This is a genomic window from Streptomyces sp. NPDC091371, assembly GCF_040684275.1.
In the GTDB taxonomy this organism is placed as follows: Bacteria; Actinomycetota; Actinomycetes; order Streptomycetales; family Streptomycetaceae; genus Streptomyces.
In genome coordinates, this window is the sequence record NZ_JBFBFP010000010.1 from 21516 (window position 1) to 38158 (window position 16643).

Genomic DNA, 16643 nt, shown 5'->3' on the forward strand with positions numbered 1-16643 from the left:
GTTCACGGACTGAGCGGCCTGCGGGGGAGCGGGGACGAGTACACGATGCTCGTCGTCACCGAGCCGAGTCCGGCGATGCGGCCCGTGACCTCCTCCAGGTGTCCCATCGAGCGGGCGGCGACCTTGAGTACGAAGCAGTCGTCGCCGGTGACGTGATGGGCTTCCAGGATCTCACTGGTGGTCTCCAGGAGGTCGTGGAACGGCTTGTAGTTGCCGTGCGGATAGCGCAGCCGCACCAGGGCGAGGATCGTCTTGCCGAGCTTCTCCGGGTCGACCACCGCCGTGTAGCCGGTGATGACGCCGGCCTCCTCCAGGCGGCGGACCCGCTCGGTGACGGCGCTGGCGGACATGGACACGGAGCGGGCGAGCTCGGTGAAGCTGGCGCGGCCGTCCCGCTGGAGGGCTTCGAGGATCCGCCAGTCGGTGGCGTCAGGGGAATAGTCGGTCATGTCGTAGGTCTAGCAGTGGAATCCCCGGCGGAACAAGCAGAAGGCCGGGGAAAACCGCTTCCGAGGTTGATCAACAGATCGTAGATTTCTTGCCATGACGACCACGCAGAACGCCTCCACCGCCCCCGCCACCGCCAACCCCGTGCTGCGGGTGCCCCCGGCCTCGCCGGCCGCGGCCGCCGCGTACTTCGCCGCCAGCCTGGCCTTCCACGCGGACGTCTCGGACGTCGCCGCCGCCTTCAAGGCCCACCGCGAGCAGGGCGCCGAGCTGGGCTTCCAGCTGATCGACTCCCGTTCCACGCCGTCCTGGGACCAGGCCCACGTGCCCGGCGCCATCCACCTGCCCACGGCCCTCATCCCCGAGCAGGCCGAGCGGCTCCTGGACAAGAACGTCCCCGTGGTGACGTACTGCTGGGGCCCCGGCTGCAACGGCGGCACCCGCTCGGCCTTGGCCCTGGCCGAACTCGGTTTCCAGGTCAAGGAGATGCTCGGCGGCATCGAGTACTGGATCCGCGAGGGCTTCGAGGTCGAGACCTGGCAGGGCAGCCAGCAGCGGGCCGAGGCCGACCCGCTGACCGCGCCCACCGACTCGGACGACTGCGGCTGCTGACGTGTCCGCCTTACGCGCCGTGCCCGGCCCGGGCGGACGGGCCGCTCACCCCTGGGGGAGATGAGCGGCCCGTCCGTGTTTCCGCCGGCGGTCTCCGCGTCAGAGCTTGGACAGCTCGTCGACCAGGTCGTCCAGCCCCAGCGAACCCTGCGACAGCGCCGCCATGTGCCAGGCCTTCAGGTCGAAGGAGTCGCCGCGCGCGGCCCGCGCGTTGTCGCGGCCCAGCAGCCAGGCGCGCTCGCCCAGCTTGTAGCCGATCGCCTGCCCCGGCATCGACAGGTAGCGGGTCAGCTCGCTCTCGACGAAGTCACCCGGCCGGCCGCTGTGCAGGCCGAAGAACTCCTGCGCCAGGTCCACCGTCCACCGCTCGCCCGGGTGGAACGGCGAGTCCGCCGGAATCTCCAGGCCCAGGTGCATGCCGATGTCCACGATGACCCGCGCCGCGCGCATCATCTGGCAGTCCAGGTAGCCCAGGCGCTGCTCCGCGTCCTTGAGGTAGCCCAGTTCGTCCATCAGGCGCTCCGCGTACAGGGCCCAGCCCTCGGCGTTGGCGCTGACGAGACCGACGCCGGCCTGGTAGCGGGACAGCTGGTCCGCGACGTGTGTCCACTGCGCGAGCTGCAGGTGGTGGCCGGGGACGCCCTCGTGGTACCAGGTGGAGACCAGGTCGTAGACCGGGAAGCGGGTCTGTCCCATCGTGGGCAGCCAGGTGCGGCCCGGACGGGAGAAGTCCTCGGACGGGTTGGTGTAGTACGGGGCCGCGGCGCCGCCCGCCGGGGCGATCTTCGACTCCACCCGCTTGACCCGCTCGGCGAGTTCGAAGTGGGTGCCGTCGAGGTTCTCGATGGCCTCGTCCATGAGGCCCTGGAGCCAGGCCTGGACCTCGTCGACGCCCTCGATGTGGGTGCCGTGCTCGTCCAGGTGCTTCAGCGCCTCCCAGGGACCGGCGCCCGGGAGGATCTTGGCCGCCTCGGCCTTCATCTCGGCGAGCAGGCGGTGGTACTCGGACCAGCCGTACGCGTACGCCTCGTCCAGGTCCAGGTCCGTGCCGTTGTAGTAGCGCGACCAGCGGGCGTAGCGCTCGCGGCCCACGGTGTCCGGCTTGCCCTCGACGGCCGACGCGTACACGTCGCGCATCCAGTCGCGCAGCTCCACGAGGGCGGCGGTCGCGACGGAGGCCGCCTCGGCCAGTTCGGCGCGCAGGGTGTCGGGGCCGCCGGCGGTGAAGTCCTCGAAGAAGGCGGGCTCGTCGCCGTCCTGCCCGGCCCAGGTGGTGAGCTGGCCGATCATCGTGGCGGTGGCGCGGGGGCCGCCGTACAGGCCGCGCTCCAGGCCGAGGGCCAGGCTCTCGCGGTAGCCGGCGAGGGCGGCGGGTACCGTGCGCAGCCGCTCGACGATGGCCGCCCACTCCGCGTCGGTCTCGGAGGGCGTCAGGGTGAAGACCTCGCGGACGGCGTGCGCGGGGCTGTGGATGTTGCTGACCGCGCACAGGTCCTCGTCGGCCTCGTGGACCGCGAGTTCGGCGGTCAGGCGCTCGCGCAGCAGACGGGCGCAGCGGCGCTCGGCGTCGCTGTCGGCGCCGGGCAGCCGCTCGGCGGCCTCCAGGCGGGCGAGGGTGGTGCGGGCGAGCTCGGCGACGGCGGCACGGCCGGCCGGGGAGAAGTCCGGGAGCTTGGCGGAGCACTCGGTGACACCGAGGTAGGTGCCCGTGATCGGGTCGAGTGCGATGAGGTCGTCGACGTACTGGTCGGCCACCTGGCGGGGCAGCCGGGAAGCGCTGCCGTTGTGGAGGGTCTCTGACATGCGGACATCTTCTTACGTCCGAAGGGTGTACGTCATCACCGTTTGGCGCCAGTCTGCTGACTCGGACCGTCGGCGGGACGCCCGCGACCCGCACGCGCTCTTCGACGCGGTGCGGGTCGTGGTCCGTACGGGGCGCGATGCGCTCGCGGTCAGTGGTGGTGGCGCGGGGGCCGGGCCTCGCGCGACGGGAGCTCGCGGGCACCCTCCTGGGTGACGTCGTACGACAGCCGGGAGCTGACGGGGGTCGCGTCCAGCCGGGCCGTGATCACCAGGGTGCCCTCCTCGATCTGGTAGTCGAGGGGGAGGGCCAGCCCGCGCATGGCGGCGACCATCCCGGTGTTGGAGGACTGCGTGACGGCATACACGCTGTCGCAGCCGGCCTCCACGGCCATCGCGACGAGCCGGCGCAGCAGTTCCAGGCCGATGCCGCGGCGCTGCCAGTCGTCCTCGATGAGCAGCGCGACCTCGGTCTCGTCGCCGTCCCACAGGAGGTGGCCGAGGGCCACGAGCTTGCCGGATGCGGTGGTGGCGGCCAGCGTGCGGCCGAACCGGGGGCTGAGCAGGTGGCCGAGGTAGCGGTCGGCGTCGGCGACGGGTCCGTGGTAGCGCAGGGACAGGGTGCGCTCGGAGCAGCGGTCGTGCATGGCGCGGGCCGCCGCGAGGTCGGAGCCGTCGGCGCGGCGGACGGTGATCTCGTTGCCCTCGGGCAGGGTCAGTACGTCCAGGCTGCGCGGGACGCGGGGGCCGAGGCGGGCGTCGAGCTCGACGAGGGCGCGGGCGCGGGCGAACTCGGTCGGCGTGAAGGGCAGGTAGGGCCGTTCCACGGTGATCGCGCCGCCCGCGGGGTCGCGCAGCCGCATGACGGTGGCCTCCAGCACCCCTTCGACCGGGGCGTCGGCGCCCGCGTTGGGGCGGCCGGACAGGGTGGTCGCCGGGATCGAGTGGATGGTGCACCGGCCGAGCAGCTGGCGCAGCGCGAGGGGGACCTCGGCGGCGTCCAGAGCGGTGCGGGTGGCCAGGCCCAGGACCCGGGTCGGTGCGTCGACCAGGTCGTGGGCGTCGGCGCGCTCGATCCAGGTGCTGTGCCCGCCCGCCAGGGAGATGGCGCGGGTGAGGTCGGCGGAGGGCAGCTGCTGCGGGGCGCGGAGCAGGAACTCGTCGACGGTGCCGCCCTCGGGGAGCGGGTGGGTCTGGAGGGTCAGGATGTCGACGCCGTTGCGGGCGAGGGCGGTGCAGAGGGCGGCCAGGGAGCCGGGCTCGTCCCGTACGGTCGTGCGCATCCGCCAGAGGGCGGCGGCCGGCGCGCCCACGGCGGTGGCCGAGCCCGTGCCCGCGGCGGGGGCCGCGGCCGGGATGGTGTCCGGCGGCGGCGCATGGCTGTGGCGCCGTGCCCACCAGGTGTGGAAGGCCGCGGTCACGAGGAGCGCGACGGCCGAGGCCACGAGCAGGATCGGGCCCCGGGGGCCGTGCACGACGAGATTGGCGATGGCGTCGGCGACCGCGACGGCGCAGAACAGGGCGGCGAGTTCGACGACGTCACGGCGCCAGTGGTGGCGGTGGGGACGCTGGGCGGAGGCAAGATCACGGTCAGTCATGCACACCACTGTGGCGCAGGGGTGTTGCGTGATCACGAACGGTCTGTGACCGCCTGGTTAAGCGTCCATCTGGCCGATTTCATCCAGTTTTCCCGTACGCCCTGGTGGCCGCGGCTACTGGCCCACGCGTCCGGGCTGGAGGGTCCGGGTGAACAGGACGCCGCCGCCCTGGCGCCGCAGCCGGACGGTGAGCTCCCCGCTGCCGCCATCGATGTCGACCTCGCCGTAGTACGGGGGGTTCTCCGACGGGGACATGTTGGCGAACGGCGCCGACTGGACGAAGGCCGTCTCCGGGCCGAAGGTGGCGTCGAGCCGCCCGGCCGGGAAGCCGCCCGCGCCGATCGGGCCGGAGACGAACTCCCAGAACGGCGCGAAGTCGGCGAAGGCCGCCCGCTCCGGCGCGTAGTGGTTGGCGGCGGTGTAGTGCACGTCGGCCGTGAGCCAGAGGGTGCCGGTGATGCGCTGGTGCTTGATGTGGCGCAGCAGTTCGGCGATCTGGAGCTCGCGGCCCAGCGGGGCGCCGGGGTCGCCCTGGGCCACCGCCTCGAAGTCGGTGGCCCCGTCGGGGACGACGATGCCCAGCGGCATGTCGGCGGCGATGACCTTCCAGGTGGCACGGGAGCGGGTGAGCTCGCGCTTGAGCCAGGCCAGCTGCTCGGGGCCGAGGATCCCGATCGGGTCCTCGGTCCGCGTGCCGGGGGAGTTGGCGTTCCGGTACGTGCGCATGTCGAGTACGAAGACGTCGAGCAGCGGGCCGTACCGCATCACCCGGTACATCCGGCCCTCGGCCCGGCCGCCGCGCAGGTCGGTGACGGGGAAGTACTCGCCGAAGGCCTGGCGGGCGCGGGCGGCGAGGGTGTCGGCCTCGCGCACCGTGTAGCGCGGATCGTCGATCAGCTGGCCCGGGTACCAGTTGTTGCGCACCTCGTGGTCGTCCCACTGGGCGAGGACGGGGACCTGGGCATTGAAGCCGCGCAGGTTGTGGTCGAGCAGGTTGTAGCGGAAGTTCCCGCGGAACTCGGCGAGGGTCTCGGCGACCTTCGACTTCTCCTCGGTGGTGACGTTGTGCCACGTGGTTCCGTCACGGAGGGGCACGGACGGCTTGATCGGCCCGTCGGCGTAGATCGTGTCCCCGCTGAAGAGGAAGAAGTCGGGGTTGCGCAGGCGCATCTCCTCGAAGACGCGGTAGCCGCCGACGTCGGGGTTGATGCCCCAGCCCTGGCCCGCCAGGTCCCCCGACCACAGGAAGCGCACGTCGTGGCGGCGGGAGACGGGGGTGGTGCGGAAGCTGCCGTGGAGGGGCTCGGAGGTGCGGCGCGGGTCGTCGGGGTCGGCCAGGACCACCCGGTAGTGGATCTGCTGCCCGGGCGGGAGGTCGCGGAGCACGGTCGTCCCGGTGAAGTCGCCGGAGGGACCGAGCAGCGGACCCCGGTGGCGGCGCACGGCGTAGCGGAACGCCTCGCTCGGGGAGGTCTCCACGTACATCCGCGCCGGGCGGTCCGAACGGGTCCAGACGGTGGCCGAGTGGGCGGTGATCTCGCCGGACTGCACACCCCAGAGCGCGTTCGGCCGGCCGGAGCGGGCGAAGGCGGGGGCCGCGAGCGCCGGAGTGGCGAACAGTGCGGAGGACAGGGCGAGGGAACCGCCGATCAGGGACCGTCGGGTGTGCGGCATCGGTGCCATCGGTGCGTCTCCAGGGGCGGGCGGGGGTGGTTCGGACCAGGGTGCCGCCGCACCCCGGCCCGGCCGCGTCGCCCACGCGAACCGGGGATGAACAGCCGCCTGCCGCTCGGCCGTTCGGCCGTTGCGTCTTTCGGCCGTCCGGTGCCCGGTCGCCCGGTCGTTCTGTCCTCCGGTGCCCGGTCGCCCGCCCCCGTGGTCAGGCGGCGGAGAGCTGCCGGGTGCGGGCGGTGTCCAGGATCACTCGGGAGACGAGTGCCGGATCGTCGTTCATCGGGACGTGGCCGCAGCCCGGGAGCCGCACCAGTCGGGCGCCGGGGACGGTGTGCTTCGCCCGTACGCCCTGGCGGCGCAGCAGCAGCCGGTCGCGGGTGCCCCAGGCGATGGTGACCGGCAGGCCGGGCACGTCGTCCGTGAACCGTACGGAGCCACCGGCGGCCAGGGTCGCCTCGAAGCCGGTCGCCTCGCGCAGGGCGAGCGTCTCGGCGACCACGGCCTCGGGCGAACGGCGGGCCGGGCGGGCGTAGATGGTGCCGGTGAGCGCCGCCCGGCCCGCGGCGCCGCGCGCGAGCCGCTCCAGCGCGGGGCGCGGCAGCGCCTTGGCGCCGGCGCGCATCGCGAGGAGGGTGGCGAAGGCGTAGCGGCGTTCGCCCTCGGTCCAGAACCCGGCGGGGGAGAGGGCGGTGACCGAGCGGGCGAGGCCGGTCCGGCCCATTTCGAGCGCGAGCAGTCCGCCGAGGGAGTTGCCCGCGACGTGCGGGCGCTCGACACCGAGGGCCGCGCAGAGCGCCCCGAGCGCCGGGGGCACGGTGGCCAGGTCGTAGGGGACGCCTTCGGGCAGCGGCTCCGAGGCGCCGAAGCCGGGCAGGTCGACGGCGATCACATCGTGGTCGGCGGCCAGGATGTCGGTCACCGGGTGCCAGGCCTGGAGGTGGTGGCCGATCCCGTGGAGCAGGAGGAGCGGTTCGCCCGCGCCCTTGCGCTCGTAGGCGACGGTGGCGGTGCGGGGGCCGAGCGGCGAATCGATCGTGAAGGAGACCGTGGCGGTCATGCTGCTCCTCGTCGGCTGGACGCGTGTGAGACGGGCTGTCAGTAATGCCGTCCCATGATTACCGTCCGGTAGCCCTTGACTACAAGCCTCCGGTGCATTCGAGAACATCCCGTGAACGGCTTGATACATATGCCCGATCTGCCCGGTGCAGGGGTCAGCATTGGTCTTGACCAAGGGGGTGCACCGTCCTATCGTCGCAGGGATAGTGCAGGAACCTTTAATAAACAAAGGCGCGGAACTGCCGCTGGAACACACGGCGAGTGCGGCGATGGCAGGAGGAGTCAGGGTGGGGACCACGCAGCTCGACACGGTGCCGGAGCCGAAGTACTGGCACCTCAAGACCGTCCTCAGCGAAGCGCTCGACCAGGACTTCGCCGTCGGCGAGGTCCTGCCGAACGAGCGTGAGCTCGCCGCCCGTTTCGGCGTCGCCCGCGCGACCCTGCGCCAGGCGCTGGAGCAGCTGGAGCTCGAGGGCCGCCTGCAGCGCCGCCGCGGCGTCGGAACCACCGTCGCCCCGCCGCGCGTCGGTGTCGCCGTCGGCACCGCCGGGCACAGCTGGCCGGGCGAGCACGCGGACGGCTGGGAGCCGGTGGACGCCTCCGAGACCCTGCCTTCGGCCGCGGTGCTGAAGCTGCTGGGCACCGGCGGGGGCTTCGCCGCCGACGCGCCCGTCCACACCGTGCGGCGGACCCGCGTCACCCAGGGCCAGGCCGTCGCCGCCGAACTGCTCTACGTCCCGGCCGCCTCGGTGCCCGGTCTCCCCGAGATCGAGGCCCCCGCCGGACCCGCCCGCGCCCGCGCCGTCCTGCGCGAGCTGCAGCGACTGGTCCTCGACGGCCAGGACCGATCGGTGGAGCTCGGCTCCGCCCGCGCCGACGACGCCAAGGAACTGGACCGCCTGCCCGGCGCGCCCGTACTCCTCGTCACCACGCGCTACTTCACCGCCGCGGGCACCGCCGCGGTCTCGGTGGCCACCTACCGCGCCGACACCTGCCGCCTCACCTTCGGCGACTCGGGCGACGTCGAGATCACGCACGAGCCGCGCGTCGCCTCCTGAGGCCGCGCGGGCCCGAGCTCGACGCCGGGGCGGTTCGGGCGGGCCCGGCCCGCCGGTGAGGGGCGTCCTGGCCTCTGTGTTCTTCGGGTACGGCCCGGGTCCGGCATGCGCCGGGCGCGGGCCGTACCCGTGCGCGTGCTCGCTCCCGGTGTTCGGCCGCGCGGCGCCGTCAGCGGCGGCGGGCCGTGACCGTCTTCTCCACCGCGAAGAGCTCTTCCTCCACGTGGTCCAGCGCGAGGCGCAGGGCGCCGGTGGCCACCGCTGCCTCGCCGAGCAGGGACAGCGCCACCCGCGGAGGGCGCAGGCAGTAGCGCTCCAGTTCCCGGCGCAGGGGATCAAGGACCCCGTCCAGCCCGGCCGCCCAGCCGCCGACCACCACGAGCTCCGGATCCATCGCCAGGACCAGTGCCGCCACGTCGTGCACCAGCCGTTGCAGGAACCGCTCCACGGCGGCCACGGCGCGCTCGTCCCCCCGCTTGGCCATCGCGAAGACCTCGGCGACCGCCGGCTCGTCCAGCGGATGCAGGGGTTCCCCGGTGGTCGACAGCAGCTTCTCGGGCGTGACCTCACGGCCCAGCAGGTGCAGGGCGCCGATCTCGCCGGCCGCCCCGCCGAAGCCCCGGTGCAGTCGGCCGCCGATCAGCGAGCCGGCGCCGGGACTGAGTCCCGCCATGACGAACACGATGTCGTCGGTGTCCCGCGCGGCACCCTTCCAATGCTCGGCGACCGCCGCGGCGTTGGCGTCGTTCTCCACCTGTACCGGGCAGCGGAACGAGCGCTGGAGGCGTTCCCCCAGGGGCAGTCCCGTCCAGCCGGGCAGGGCGGTGCCGAGGCGGACCGTGCCGTCCGCCTCCACGATCCCGGGGCTGCCGACCCCGACCGCGCGCAGGGAGTCCCGGGGAACCCCGGCCCTGCGCAGCAGGTCAGCGACGGCGGAGCGGACCTTCTCCAGCCGGTCGTCGGCCGACGCGGATTCCGCGACGTCCTTCGTGCCCGCGCCGATGACCCGGCCGTCCAGCCCGGCGAGCAGCACGGCGACGCGGTGCGAGCCGATCTCGATGCCCAGCAGGTGCCCCGCCTCGGCCCGGAAGCGGAACCGCCTCGCCGGCCGTCCTTGGCGCCGCGCGCCTTCCTCGGCCTCGGCCTCGACGACCAGTCCGGTCGCCATCAGCCCCTCCACGACCCCTTCGACGGTAGGTCGCGAGAGCCCGGTCACCCGGGTGAGGTCGGTGAGGGTCGGCGCTTCGGCCGCGCGCAGTGCCCGCAGCACCACGGCGGAGTTGATCCGCCTGAGCAGAGAGGGATCTCCGCCGGTCAGCTGCCCCAACGTGTGTCCTCCCAGCTGGTGAGTCTGTCAGCCGGATGGTACTGCGCACCCGGTGTCGCGGCGAGAACCAGCCCCCCATCGGCCGGAACTCATCGCTCCACTCAGGCCGGGGAGACGAACCCCGACTCGTACGCCATGATCACGGCCTGGGTCCGGTCCCGCGCCCCCAGCTTCCCAAGGATCGCGCTGACGTGCGACTTCACCGTCTCCGTGCCGACGATCAGCCGGCCCGCGATCTCCACGTTGGTCAGTCCACGTGCCATCAGCCGCAGGACCGCCTCCTCGCGCTCCGTCAAAGCCGCCCGCTCCAGCACGGCCCGGGCCTGCCGGTTTCCGTACTCCGCGGCCAGGGCGCGGACAGCCGCGGGGAAGAGCAGCGTCTCGCCCTCCGCCACCAGCCGCACGGCGTGCACGATCTCCGACGGCCGGGCCCGCTTCAGCAGGAACCCGTCCGCGCCGGCCCGCAGTGCCTGGTAGACGTACTCGTCGTTCTCGAACGTGGTGACCACGAGGATCTTCGGCGGGGAGTCCACCGTCTTCAGGATCGCCCGGGTCGCCTCGATCCCGTCGAGCAGTGGCATCCGTACGTCCATCGCCACCACGTCGGGCCGCAGCTGCCGCACGAGCGGGACCACGGAGGCCCCGTCGGGCGCCTCACCCACCACCTCGATGTCGGGCTGGGCTTCCAGGACGGCGCGCAGACCCGCGCGCACCAGGGGTTCGTCGTCGACGAGCAGTACGGTGACCGGCATCGGGTCAGCGTATTCGCTCCAGCGGAAGCCGCGCGCGCACCCTCCAGTTGCCCTCGTACGGCCCGGTCTGGGCCTCTCCGCCGAGCAGCGCGGCCCGCTCCCGGATGCCGCGCAGACCGGAGCCGCGGCCCGTCGTCACCGCAGGCTCCGCCGACAGCGGATTGGTGACCTCCAAATCCAGCGTTCCCACGGCCACTTCGATCCGCACCCGGACCGGAACCGGGCCGCTGTGCCGCAGAACGTTGGTCAGCGCCTCCTGAAGGATCCGGTACCCCTCCCGTGTCACAGGGCCCGGCAACTTCTCCAGCGGACCGGACAGTTCGGCTTCCACGGGGGCACCCGAAGCGCGCGCCGACTCCAGCAGCCGGTCGGCATCGGCCAGGGTGGGCCGCTGCGAAGGAGTCTGCGCGGACTCCCGGAGCACCAACAACACCCGCTCCAGGTCCTCCATCGCGGCCCGGCCGGTCTCCTCGATCGCGCACAGCGCGCGCTCGGTGAACTCCGGATCGCCCGCGGCCCGGGCGGCTCCCGCCTGGACGACCGCCACGGTGAGCGCGTGCCCGATCGAGTCGTGCAACTCCCGGGCGATCCGTGCCCGTTCCAGCAGCTGCTCGGTCCGCGCTTCCAGCGCGCTGAGCCGCTCGGCCGCCGAGGGGCCCAGCAGCCTGGCCGCTGTCGCCGTGACCGCCTCGCCGAGCAGGACCACGATGACCAGCAGCAGGACCAGCGGCACCGGCACGAGGAACAAGGCCACCCAGCGCGGCGGGACGAAGGGCAGGATCGTGTCGTCCGCCCCGAGAACGCGCCCCGAGGCGGTGAGGCCGAGTTCCAGAGCCGTCATCGGCAGCCACACCGTCGCCAGCATGGCCGCGCCCGCCAGGACGAGACGTATCTCCAGCCAGGCGACCGTACGCCAGCGGTCCCCCCAACGCGCGGACGGCGCGGTGCTGATGGATCCGTCGTGCCGGCCGCGCTCGTGCGGGGTCAGCAGGAACTGCGCCTGGAGCCCCTCGGCCAGCCGCACCCAGGGGATCAGCCCGAACGGAGCGACGATCACCGCGGGCATCCACGGCCACTTGGGCCCTATGAACATCCAGATGGAGAGGAGCAGGATCGGTACGAGGAGATGGAGCCAGCGCGTGTACGTGACACCGCGAAGCGGCGCACGGAGCAGTTGGTACATGTCCTCATCCTGACAGTCGGTGACGGGCCGCCGTCTCCCCCACGTGGGGGAGACGATCCCCCCACGTGGGGGAGGGCAGGGGGTGGGGCCCCCGGCGAATCTTGAGGCATGAACACGATCGAGATCCGAGAACTCACCAAGGAGTACGGCACCCACCGTGCGGTGGACGGCCTCACCTTCGATGTCCTGCCCGGGCGGGTCACCGGGTTCCTGGGCCCCAACGGCGCCGGCAAGTCCACGACGATGAGGCTGCTGCTGGGCCTGGACCGGGCCACATCGGGCACCGCCACCATCGGCGGTCGGAGCTACCTGGACATCCCGGACCCGCTGCACCGGGTCGGCGCCCTCCTTGACGCGCAGTCGGCGCACGGGGGACGCACCGCCCGGGACCACCTCCGCTTTCTCGCCGCGGCCGGCCGGATGCCGACCCGCCGGGTGGACGAGGTCCTGGAGCAGGCCGGGATGGCCTCCGTGGCCAAGCGGCGGATCAAGACCTTCTCGCTCGGGATGCGTCAGCGCCTCGGCATAGCCGCAGCGCTGCTGGGCGCCCCCGGCGTCCTCCTGCTCGACGAGCCGACCAACGGCCTCGACCCCGAGGGCATCATCTGGATCCGCGAGCTGATGCGCGGACTCGCCGCCGAAGGACGCACCGTCCTGGTCTCCAGCCACCTGATGTCGGAGACCTCGGCACTCGCCGACCACCTGATCGTGCTCGGCAACGGAAAGCTGCTGGCCGATACATCGATGAAGGAATTCATCGACGCCCGCAGCACCCGGAGGGTCCGCCTGCGCACCTCCGACCCGATCCGGCTGCGGGCCGCCCTGGCCCGAGACGGCTTCGAACTCGTGACCGCGGACGACGGGCGATGGACCGTCGAAGGCATACGGGCCGAAGAGCTCGGCGGCATGGCCGCCCGCGAAGGCATCCCCATGCTGGAACTCTCCGACGAGCGCGCCTCGCTGGAGCAGGCCTATCTCGACCTCACGGCCGATCACGCGCAGTTCACCGCAACCCGCTGACGTTCCCGACCCCCAGGAGGCATCACCATGCGCGCCGCTCTGCCCACCGTCCCCGCCCTGCACTCGGAATGGATCAAGATACGGTCCCTGCGCGGCACCTGCGGGGCGCTGATGGCCATATTCGCCGCCACCGCCGGCATCCAGGTGCTGACCGCTGCGGCGATAGGCCGGGCCGAGGCCGGCAGCATGGGCCCGGACCCGCTCTTCGCGGCCTACTACGGACTCCTCTTCGGTCAGATCGCCGCCATGACCTTCGGAGCGGGCGCACTGTCCTGCGAGTTCCAGAACGGCGCGCTGCGCACCTCGCTGGCCGCGGTGCCGAACCGCACCCGGTTCTACCTGTCGAAGATGGCGCTGGTGGGCGGACTGGCCCTGCTGATGGGCCAGGCCACCGCGCTGGTCACCTTCGTCGCGGGACAGGCCTTCATGGGACCCTACGCAATCGAGCTCGGCGACCCGGGCACCTACCGTTCCATCGTCGGCTGCGGGCTCTACCTCGCCCTGATGTCCCTGTTCGCGGCCGGGCTGGCCGCCCTGCTGAAGAGCGGTACGGCCGTGCTGAGCCTGCTCATACCGTTCGTCCTGCTGGTCTCGTTCGTCGTCGGCGAGGCTTCGGGCGGCGTGGCCCGGTTCCTGCCGGACCGTGCCGGACAGATGGTGATGCACTCCCAGGCACAGGACGGCCTCGGTCCCTGGACCGGCCTCGGCGTGATGGCGCTGTGGGCGGGAGCCGCGGTGTTCGCCGGCTGGCTGGCGGTGCGGCGCCGGGACGCGTGACGGCGGGCCAGTTGTCAGTGGGGGTCGGGATACTGACGGTATGACCACGGCAGAGCATCTCGACACGATCGACCGGCTCCGGGCGAAGGAGTTCCCGAGTGAGCCGGTCTGGTCCGGCGGGCAGAGCAGCGGCCCGGGTTACCACTTGGTCCCGGTGGGGCGGACCGCGGACTTCTGGGAGGACGGCGGGGCGGGCCGGAGCGAGGCGGCCGACCAGATCAACGCCGAGTACGGGGCGCTGACCCAGGCCCTGACCGAACGGTGGGGAGAGCCGCAGGTCTTCAGCCTGGTATCGCTGAGGGCGCGTGGGTTCGACGGCGAGGAGATACCGGAGCCCTGGGACGAGCTGAGCAACAGCACCGACCACGTGCACGTGTGGAAGGCCGGAGACCACTGGCTCGTGGCCTACGTGGCGCAGTGGGACGAGGGCGACCCCTACCTGCTGATGGCAGGGGTCACGGTGATCGACCCGCCCTAGGCCCCGGGGGGCTCGGGGGCTTCGGCGGCCGCGCGGAGGCGGGCGTACTCCTGGGCCATGGTCTCGGCGGTCCAATGGGCGTTGAGGCCGCTGGGGTTGGGCAGGGCCCAGATGCGGGTGGAGCCGATGGTCCGGTCCTGGGGGCCGATCTGCGCCCTCCGCTCGCCGAAGGCGGTGCGGTAGGCGGTGACGCCGACCACCGCGAGCCACTGGGGGCGCAGGAGTTCCACCTTGGCCGTGAGGATGCGGCCCCCCTCGCGGAACTCCTCGGCGGTCAGCTCGTCCGCTCGGGCCGTGGCGCGGGCCACGACGTTGGTGATGCCGAGCCGGTAGGTCAGCAGATCTTCCTGCTCCGAGGGGGCCAGCCGGCGCGGGGTGAAGCCCGAGAGGTGCAGGACGGGCCAGAAGCGGTTGCCGGGGCGGGCGAAGTGGTGGCCCGTCGCGGCGGAGAGGAGACCCGGGTTGATTCCGCAGAACAGCACACGCAGACCGCCCGCGACCACGTCCGGGAGGACGCGGTCACGGGCGGCGTCGAGCTCGTCGGGGGTCAGAGGATCGACCCCGGTGCGTACCCGGCGGCCTCCGGGTGCTGCTTGGCGATCGCCTCGATGCGGGAGACCACCGCCGCCACCTGGTCGCCCGCGGCGCCAGTGAAGGACAGCTTGTCGGCCATCAGCGCGTCGAGCTGGGCCCGGTCCAGCGGCATCCGCTCGTCGGCGGCCAGCTTGTCGAGGAGCTCGTTGCGCTCGGCGCCCTGCTCGCGCATCGCGAGGGCCGAGGCCACCGCGTGCTCCTTGATGACCTCGTGTGCGGCCTCGCGGCCGACCCCGGCCCGCACGGCACCCATCAGCACCTTGGTGGTGGCCAGGAAGGGGAGGTAGCGGTCCAGCTCACGGGCGACGACGGCGGGGAAGGCGCCGAACTCGTCGAGAACCGTGAGGAAGGTCTCCAGGAGGCCGTCGAAGGCGAAGAAGGCGTCCGGCAGGGCCACGCGGCGGACCACGGAGCAGGAGACGTCGCCCTCGTTCCACTGGTCGCCGGCCAGCTCGCCGGTCATCGAGGCGTAACCGCGCAGGATGACCATCAGGCCGTTCACACGCTCGCAGGAGCGGGTGTTCATCTTGTGCGGCATCGCCGAGGAGCCGACCTGGCCGGGCTTGAAGCCCTCGGTGACCAGCTCGTGGCCGGCCATCAGGCGGATCGTCTTGGCGATGGAGGAGGGCGCCGCCGCCAGCTGGACCAGGGCGGTGACCACGTCGTAGTCGAGCGAGCGCGGGTAGACCTGGCCGACCGAGGTGAACGCCTGGGCGAAGCCGAGGTGGGTGGCGATCCGCTGCTCCAGGTCGGCCAGCTTGGCGGCGTCGCCGCCGAGCAGGTCGAGCATGTCCTGCGCGGTGCCGACGGGGCCCTTGATGCCGCGCAGCGGGTAGCGGTCGAGGAGGTTCTCCAGGCGGTCGTAGGCGACGAGGAGTTCGTCGGCCGCCGTCGCGAAGCGCTTGCCCAGGGTGGTGGCCTGCGCGGCCACGTTGTGGGAGCGGCCGGCCATGACCAGCTCGGCGTGCTCGCCGGCCAGCTTGCCCAGGCGGGCCAGGACGGCGACGGTGCGGTCGCGGGCCAGCTCCAGGGAGAGCCGGATCTGGAGCTGCTCGACGTTCTCGGTGAGGTCGCGCGAGGTCATGCCCTTGTGGACGTGCTCGTGACCGGCGAGGGCGTTGAACTCCTCGATGCGGGCCTTCACGTCGTGCCGGGTGATCTTCTCGCGCTCGGCGATGGAGGCGAGGTCGACGGTCTCCAGGACGCGTTCGTAGTCGGCGAGGGCCGCGTCGGGGACCTCGATGCCGAGGTCCTTCTGGGCGCGCAGCACGGCGAGCCACAGCCGCCGCTCCAGCGTCACCTTGTACTCGGGGGACCACAGGACGGCGAGCTCCGCGGAGGCGTAGCGGCCGGCCAGGACATTGGGGATGCGGGGCTTGGCTGTCACGTGTAGGGATTCTACTTGGGCCCCGGCTGTGCGTTTACGCAGGTAGGGGCCCACTGCGGATTGTGCCTTGCTACGAGAGCGAGGAGTCCTCGCGGGGCGCGTACGGGAGCAGCTCCGGGCGCTTCGCCGGGCGGCCGTCCCCGGAGGAGCGGCCCGTCAGGCGGCGGCCGATCCAGGGGAGCAGGTGCTGCCCGGCGAAGCTCAGGTCCTGGGCCCGGCGGGCCGCCCAGCCGGGGGGCTCGGCCGCGGGCAGCTCGGCGCGCCAGTCCAGCTCGGCGGGCAGGCCCAGCGTCTGCCAGACGGCCTCGGCGACCCTGCGGTGGCCCTCGGCGGTCAGGTGCAGCCGGTCCACGTCCCACATGCGCGGGTCCCCGAGCGCGGGAGCCCCGTACAGGTCGACCACCAGGGCGCCGTGCCGTGCCGCGAGCTCCTCGATGATGACGAAGAGCTCCTCCATGCGGGGGCGGAAGCGCTCCATCACCGGGCCGTTGCGCCCCGGGGAGCGCATGAGGACGAGGTGCTTGCAGGAGGGAGCGAGCAGGTCCACGGCTGCCTCCAGGTGGTCCCGGACGCGGCCCATGTCCACCTTGGGGCGCAGGGTGTCGTTCAGCCCGCCCACCAGAGCCACCACGTCGGCGCCCATCGCGGCCGCCACCGGCGCCTGGTCCTCGGCGATCTGCCCGATGAGCTTCCCGCGGACCGCGAGGTTCGCGTAGCGGAAGGCCGGCTCGCGCGCCGCCAGGCGGGCGGCCAGCAGGTCGGCCCAGCCCCGGTAGGAGCCGTCGGGGAGCAGGTCGGACATGCCCTCGGTGAAGGAGTCGCCGACCGCGACGAAACTGGTGTAGCGCACATTCATCTCCATGGCGGAGTGATGTTACCG

General features: G+C 72.6%; 16 protein-coding genes. 5 read left to right on the forward strand and 11 right to left on the reverse strand.

Going from position 1 to position 16643, the window contains the following annotated elements:
• Positions 1-2: 2 nt before the first annotated feature.
• Positions 3-449, reverse strand: coding sequence for an Lrp/AsnC family transcriptional regulator (locus AB0O21_RS13975; RefSeq protein WP_365170676.1), 447 nt, complete (start codon positions 447-449; stop codon positions 3-5).
• Between the two features lie 94 nt (positions 450-543).
• On the opposite strand from AB0O21_RS13975, the gene AB0O21_RS13980 reads away from it, so the two are divergent.
• On the forward strand, positions 544-1059 hold the full coding sequence (locus AB0O21_RS13980; protein WP_365170678.1) for a rhodanese-like domain-containing protein: 516 nt from the start codon (positions 544-546) through the stop codon (positions 1057-1059).
• 99 nt (positions 1060-1158) lie between these two features.
• Here AB0O21_RS13980 and AB0O21_RS13985 read toward each other — a convergent pair whose 3' ends face one another.
• From AB0O21_RS13985 to AB0O21_RS14000, 4 genes are all read right to left on the reverse strand, one after another.
• Positions 1159-2862 (reverse strand): DUF885 domain-containing protein, encoded by a 1704-nt coding sequence (locus AB0O21_RS13985; RefSeq protein WP_365170680.1) that lies wholly within the window; start codon positions 2860-2862, stop codon positions 1159-1161.
• 149 nt (positions 2863-3011) lie between these two features.
• Complete coding sequence (locus tag AB0O21_RS13990) at positions 3012-4457, reverse strand: GNAT family N-acetyltransferase (RefSeq protein ID WP_365170682.1); 1446 nt, start codon at positions 4455-4457, stop codon at positions 3012-3014.
• A gap of 114 nt (positions 4458-4571) precedes the next feature.
• On the reverse strand, positions 4572-6131 hold the full coding sequence (locus AB0O21_RS13995) for an alkaline phosphatase D family protein (RefSeq protein WP_365170989.1): 1560 nt from the start codon (positions 6129-6131) through the stop codon (positions 4572-4574).
• Positions 6132-6336: 205 nt separating this feature from the next.
• On the reverse strand, positions 6337-7188 hold the full coding sequence (locus AB0O21_RS14000; RefSeq protein ID WP_365170684.1) for an alpha/beta fold hydrolase: 852 nt from the start codon (positions 7186-7188) through the stop codon (positions 6337-6339).
• 286 nt (positions 7189-7474) lie between these two features.
• Here AB0O21_RS14000 and AB0O21_RS14005 point away from each other — a divergent pair, with 286 nt between their 5' ends.
• Positions 7475-8245 (forward strand): GntR family transcriptional regulator, encoded by a 771-nt coding sequence (locus tag AB0O21_RS14005; protein ID WP_365170686.1) that lies wholly within the window; start codon positions 7475-7477, stop codon positions 8243-8245.
• Positions 8246-8414: 169 nt separating this feature from the next.
• Here the strand turns inward: AB0O21_RS14005 and AB0O21_RS14010 are convergent, their stop codons facing one another.
• The 3 genes from AB0O21_RS14010 to AB0O21_RS14020 form a co-directional block, all read right to left on the reverse strand.
• Entirely contained in the window at positions 8415-9572 is a 1158-nt protein-coding gene (locus AB0O21_RS14010; protein WP_365170688.1) for an ROK family transcriptional regulator, read from the reverse strand.
• Positions 9573-9673: 101 nt separating this feature from the next.
• A complete protein-coding gene (locus AB0O21_RS14015) occupies positions 9674-10324 on the reverse strand; it encodes a response regulator transcription factor (RefSeq protein ID WP_365170690.1) in 651 nt (216 codons plus the stop codon).
• Between the two features lie 4 nt (positions 10325-10328).
• Positions 10329-11507 carry a histidine kinase gene (locus tag AB0O21_RS14020; RefSeq protein WP_365170692.1) on the reverse strand — a complete coding sequence of 393 codons (1179 nt, stop codon included), beginning with the start codon at positions 11505-11507 and terminating at the stop codon, positions 10329-10331.
• A gap of 108 nt (positions 11508-11615) precedes the next feature.
• On the opposite strand from AB0O21_RS14020, the gene AB0O21_RS14025 reads away from it, so the two are divergent.
• Genes AB0O21_RS14025 through AB0O21_RS14035 form a run of 3 tightly spaced genes read left to right on the forward strand, consistent with a single transcriptional unit; the run spans position 11616 to position 13782 of the window.
• The gene (locus AB0O21_RS14025; protein WP_365170694.1) at positions 11616-12527 is read left to right on the forward strand and encodes an ATP-binding cassette domain-containing protein; all 912 of its coding nucleotides are present in this window, start codon (positions 11616-11618) and stop codon (positions 12525-12527) included.
• A 27-nt stretch (positions 12528-12554) separates the two neighbouring features.
• Complete coding sequence (locus AB0O21_RS14030; RefSeq protein WP_365170696.1) at positions 12555-13304, forward strand: ABC transporter permease; 750 nt, start codon at positions 12555-12557, stop codon at positions 13302-13304.
• Positions 13305-13344: 40 nt separating this feature from the next.
• Positions 13345-13782, forward strand: coding sequence for a hypothetical protein (locus tag AB0O21_RS14035; protein ID WP_365170698.1), 438 nt, complete (start codon positions 13345-13347; stop codon positions 13780-13782).
• On the opposite strand, the gene mug is transcribed toward AB0O21_RS14035, so the two are convergent.
• The 3 genes from mug to AB0O21_RS14050 all read right to left on the reverse strand — a co-directional run bounded on the left by mug (position 13779) and on the right by AB0O21_RS14050 (position 16625).
• Positions 13779-14333: a G/U mismatch-specific DNA glycosylase gene (gene mug, locus AB0O21_RS14040; RefSeq protein ID WP_365170991.1), complete on the reverse strand. Its 555-nt coding sequence runs from the start codon at positions 14331-14333 to the stop codon at positions 13779-13781. The genes AB0O21_RS14035 and mug overlap by 4 nt on opposite strands.
• Positions 14330-15763, reverse strand: a complete 1434-nt coding sequence (gene purB, locus AB0O21_RS14045) for an adenylosuccinate lyase (protein ID WP_365170700.1) — start codon at positions 15761-15763, stop codon at positions 14330-14332. Before purB ends, mug begins: the two co-directional genes overlap by 4 nt.
• A gap of 70 nt (positions 15764-15833) precedes the next feature.
• Positions 15834-16625, reverse strand: a complete 792-nt coding sequence (locus tag AB0O21_RS14050) for an SGNH/GDSL hydrolase family protein (RefSeq protein WP_365170702.1) — start codon at positions 16623-16625, stop codon at positions 15834-15836.
• Positions 16626-16643: the final 18 nt, after the last annotated feature.

What these genes read in the sequence shown, in the direction of transcription:
- AB0O21_RS14035 (WP_365170698.1), top strand. Translation starts at nt 13,345, where the DNA reads ATGACCACGGCAGAGCATCTCGACACGATCGACCGGCTCCGGGCGAAG.
- AB0O21_RS14015 (WP_365170690.1), bottom strand. Translation starts at nt 10,324, where the DNA reads ATGCCGGTCACCGTACTGCTCGTCGACGACGAACCCCTGGTGCGCGCG.
- AB0O21_RS13975 (WP_365170676.1), bottom strand. Translation starts at nt 449, where the DNA reads ATGACCGACTATTCCCCTGACGCCACCGACTGGCGGATCCTCGAAGCC.
- AB0O21_RS14050 (WP_365170702.1), bottom strand. Translation starts at nt 16,625, where the DNA reads ATGGAGATGAATGTGCGCTACACCAGTTTCGTCGCGGTCGGCGACTCC.
- AB0O21_RS14020 (WP_365170692.1), bottom strand. Translation starts at nt 11,507, where the DNA reads ATGTACCAACTGCTCCGTGCGCCGCTTCGCGGTGTCACGTACACGCGC.
- AB0O21_RS14000 (WP_365170684.1), bottom strand. Translation starts at nt 7,188, where the DNA reads ATGACCGCCACGGTCTCCTTCACGATCGATTCGCCGCTCGGCCCCCGC.
- AB0O21_RS13980 (WP_365170678.1), top strand. Translation starts at nt 544, where the DNA reads ATGACGACCACGCAGAACGCCTCCACCGCCCCCGCCACCGCCAACCCC.
- AB0O21_RS14025 (WP_365170694.1), top strand. Translation starts at nt 11,616, where the DNA reads ATGAACACGATCGAGATCCGAGAACTCACCAAGGAGTACGGCACCCAC.
- AB0O21_RS14030 (WP_365170696.1), top strand. Translation starts at nt 12,555, where the DNA reads ATGCGCGCCGCTCTGCCCACCGTCCCCGCCCTGCACTCGGAATGGATC.
- AB0O21_RS13985 (WP_365170680.1), bottom strand. Translation starts at nt 2,862, where the DNA reads ATGTCAGAGACCCTCCACAACGGCAGCGCTTCCCGGCTGCCCCGCCAG.
- AB0O21_RS13990 (WP_365170682.1), bottom strand. Translation starts at nt 4,457, where the DNA reads ATGACTGACCGTGATCTTGCCTCCGCCCAGCGTCCCCACCGCCACCAC.
- AB0O21_RS13995 (WP_365170989.1), bottom strand. Translation starts at nt 6,131, where the DNA reads ATGCCGCACACCCGACGGTCCCTGATCGGCGGTTCCCTCGCCCTGTCC.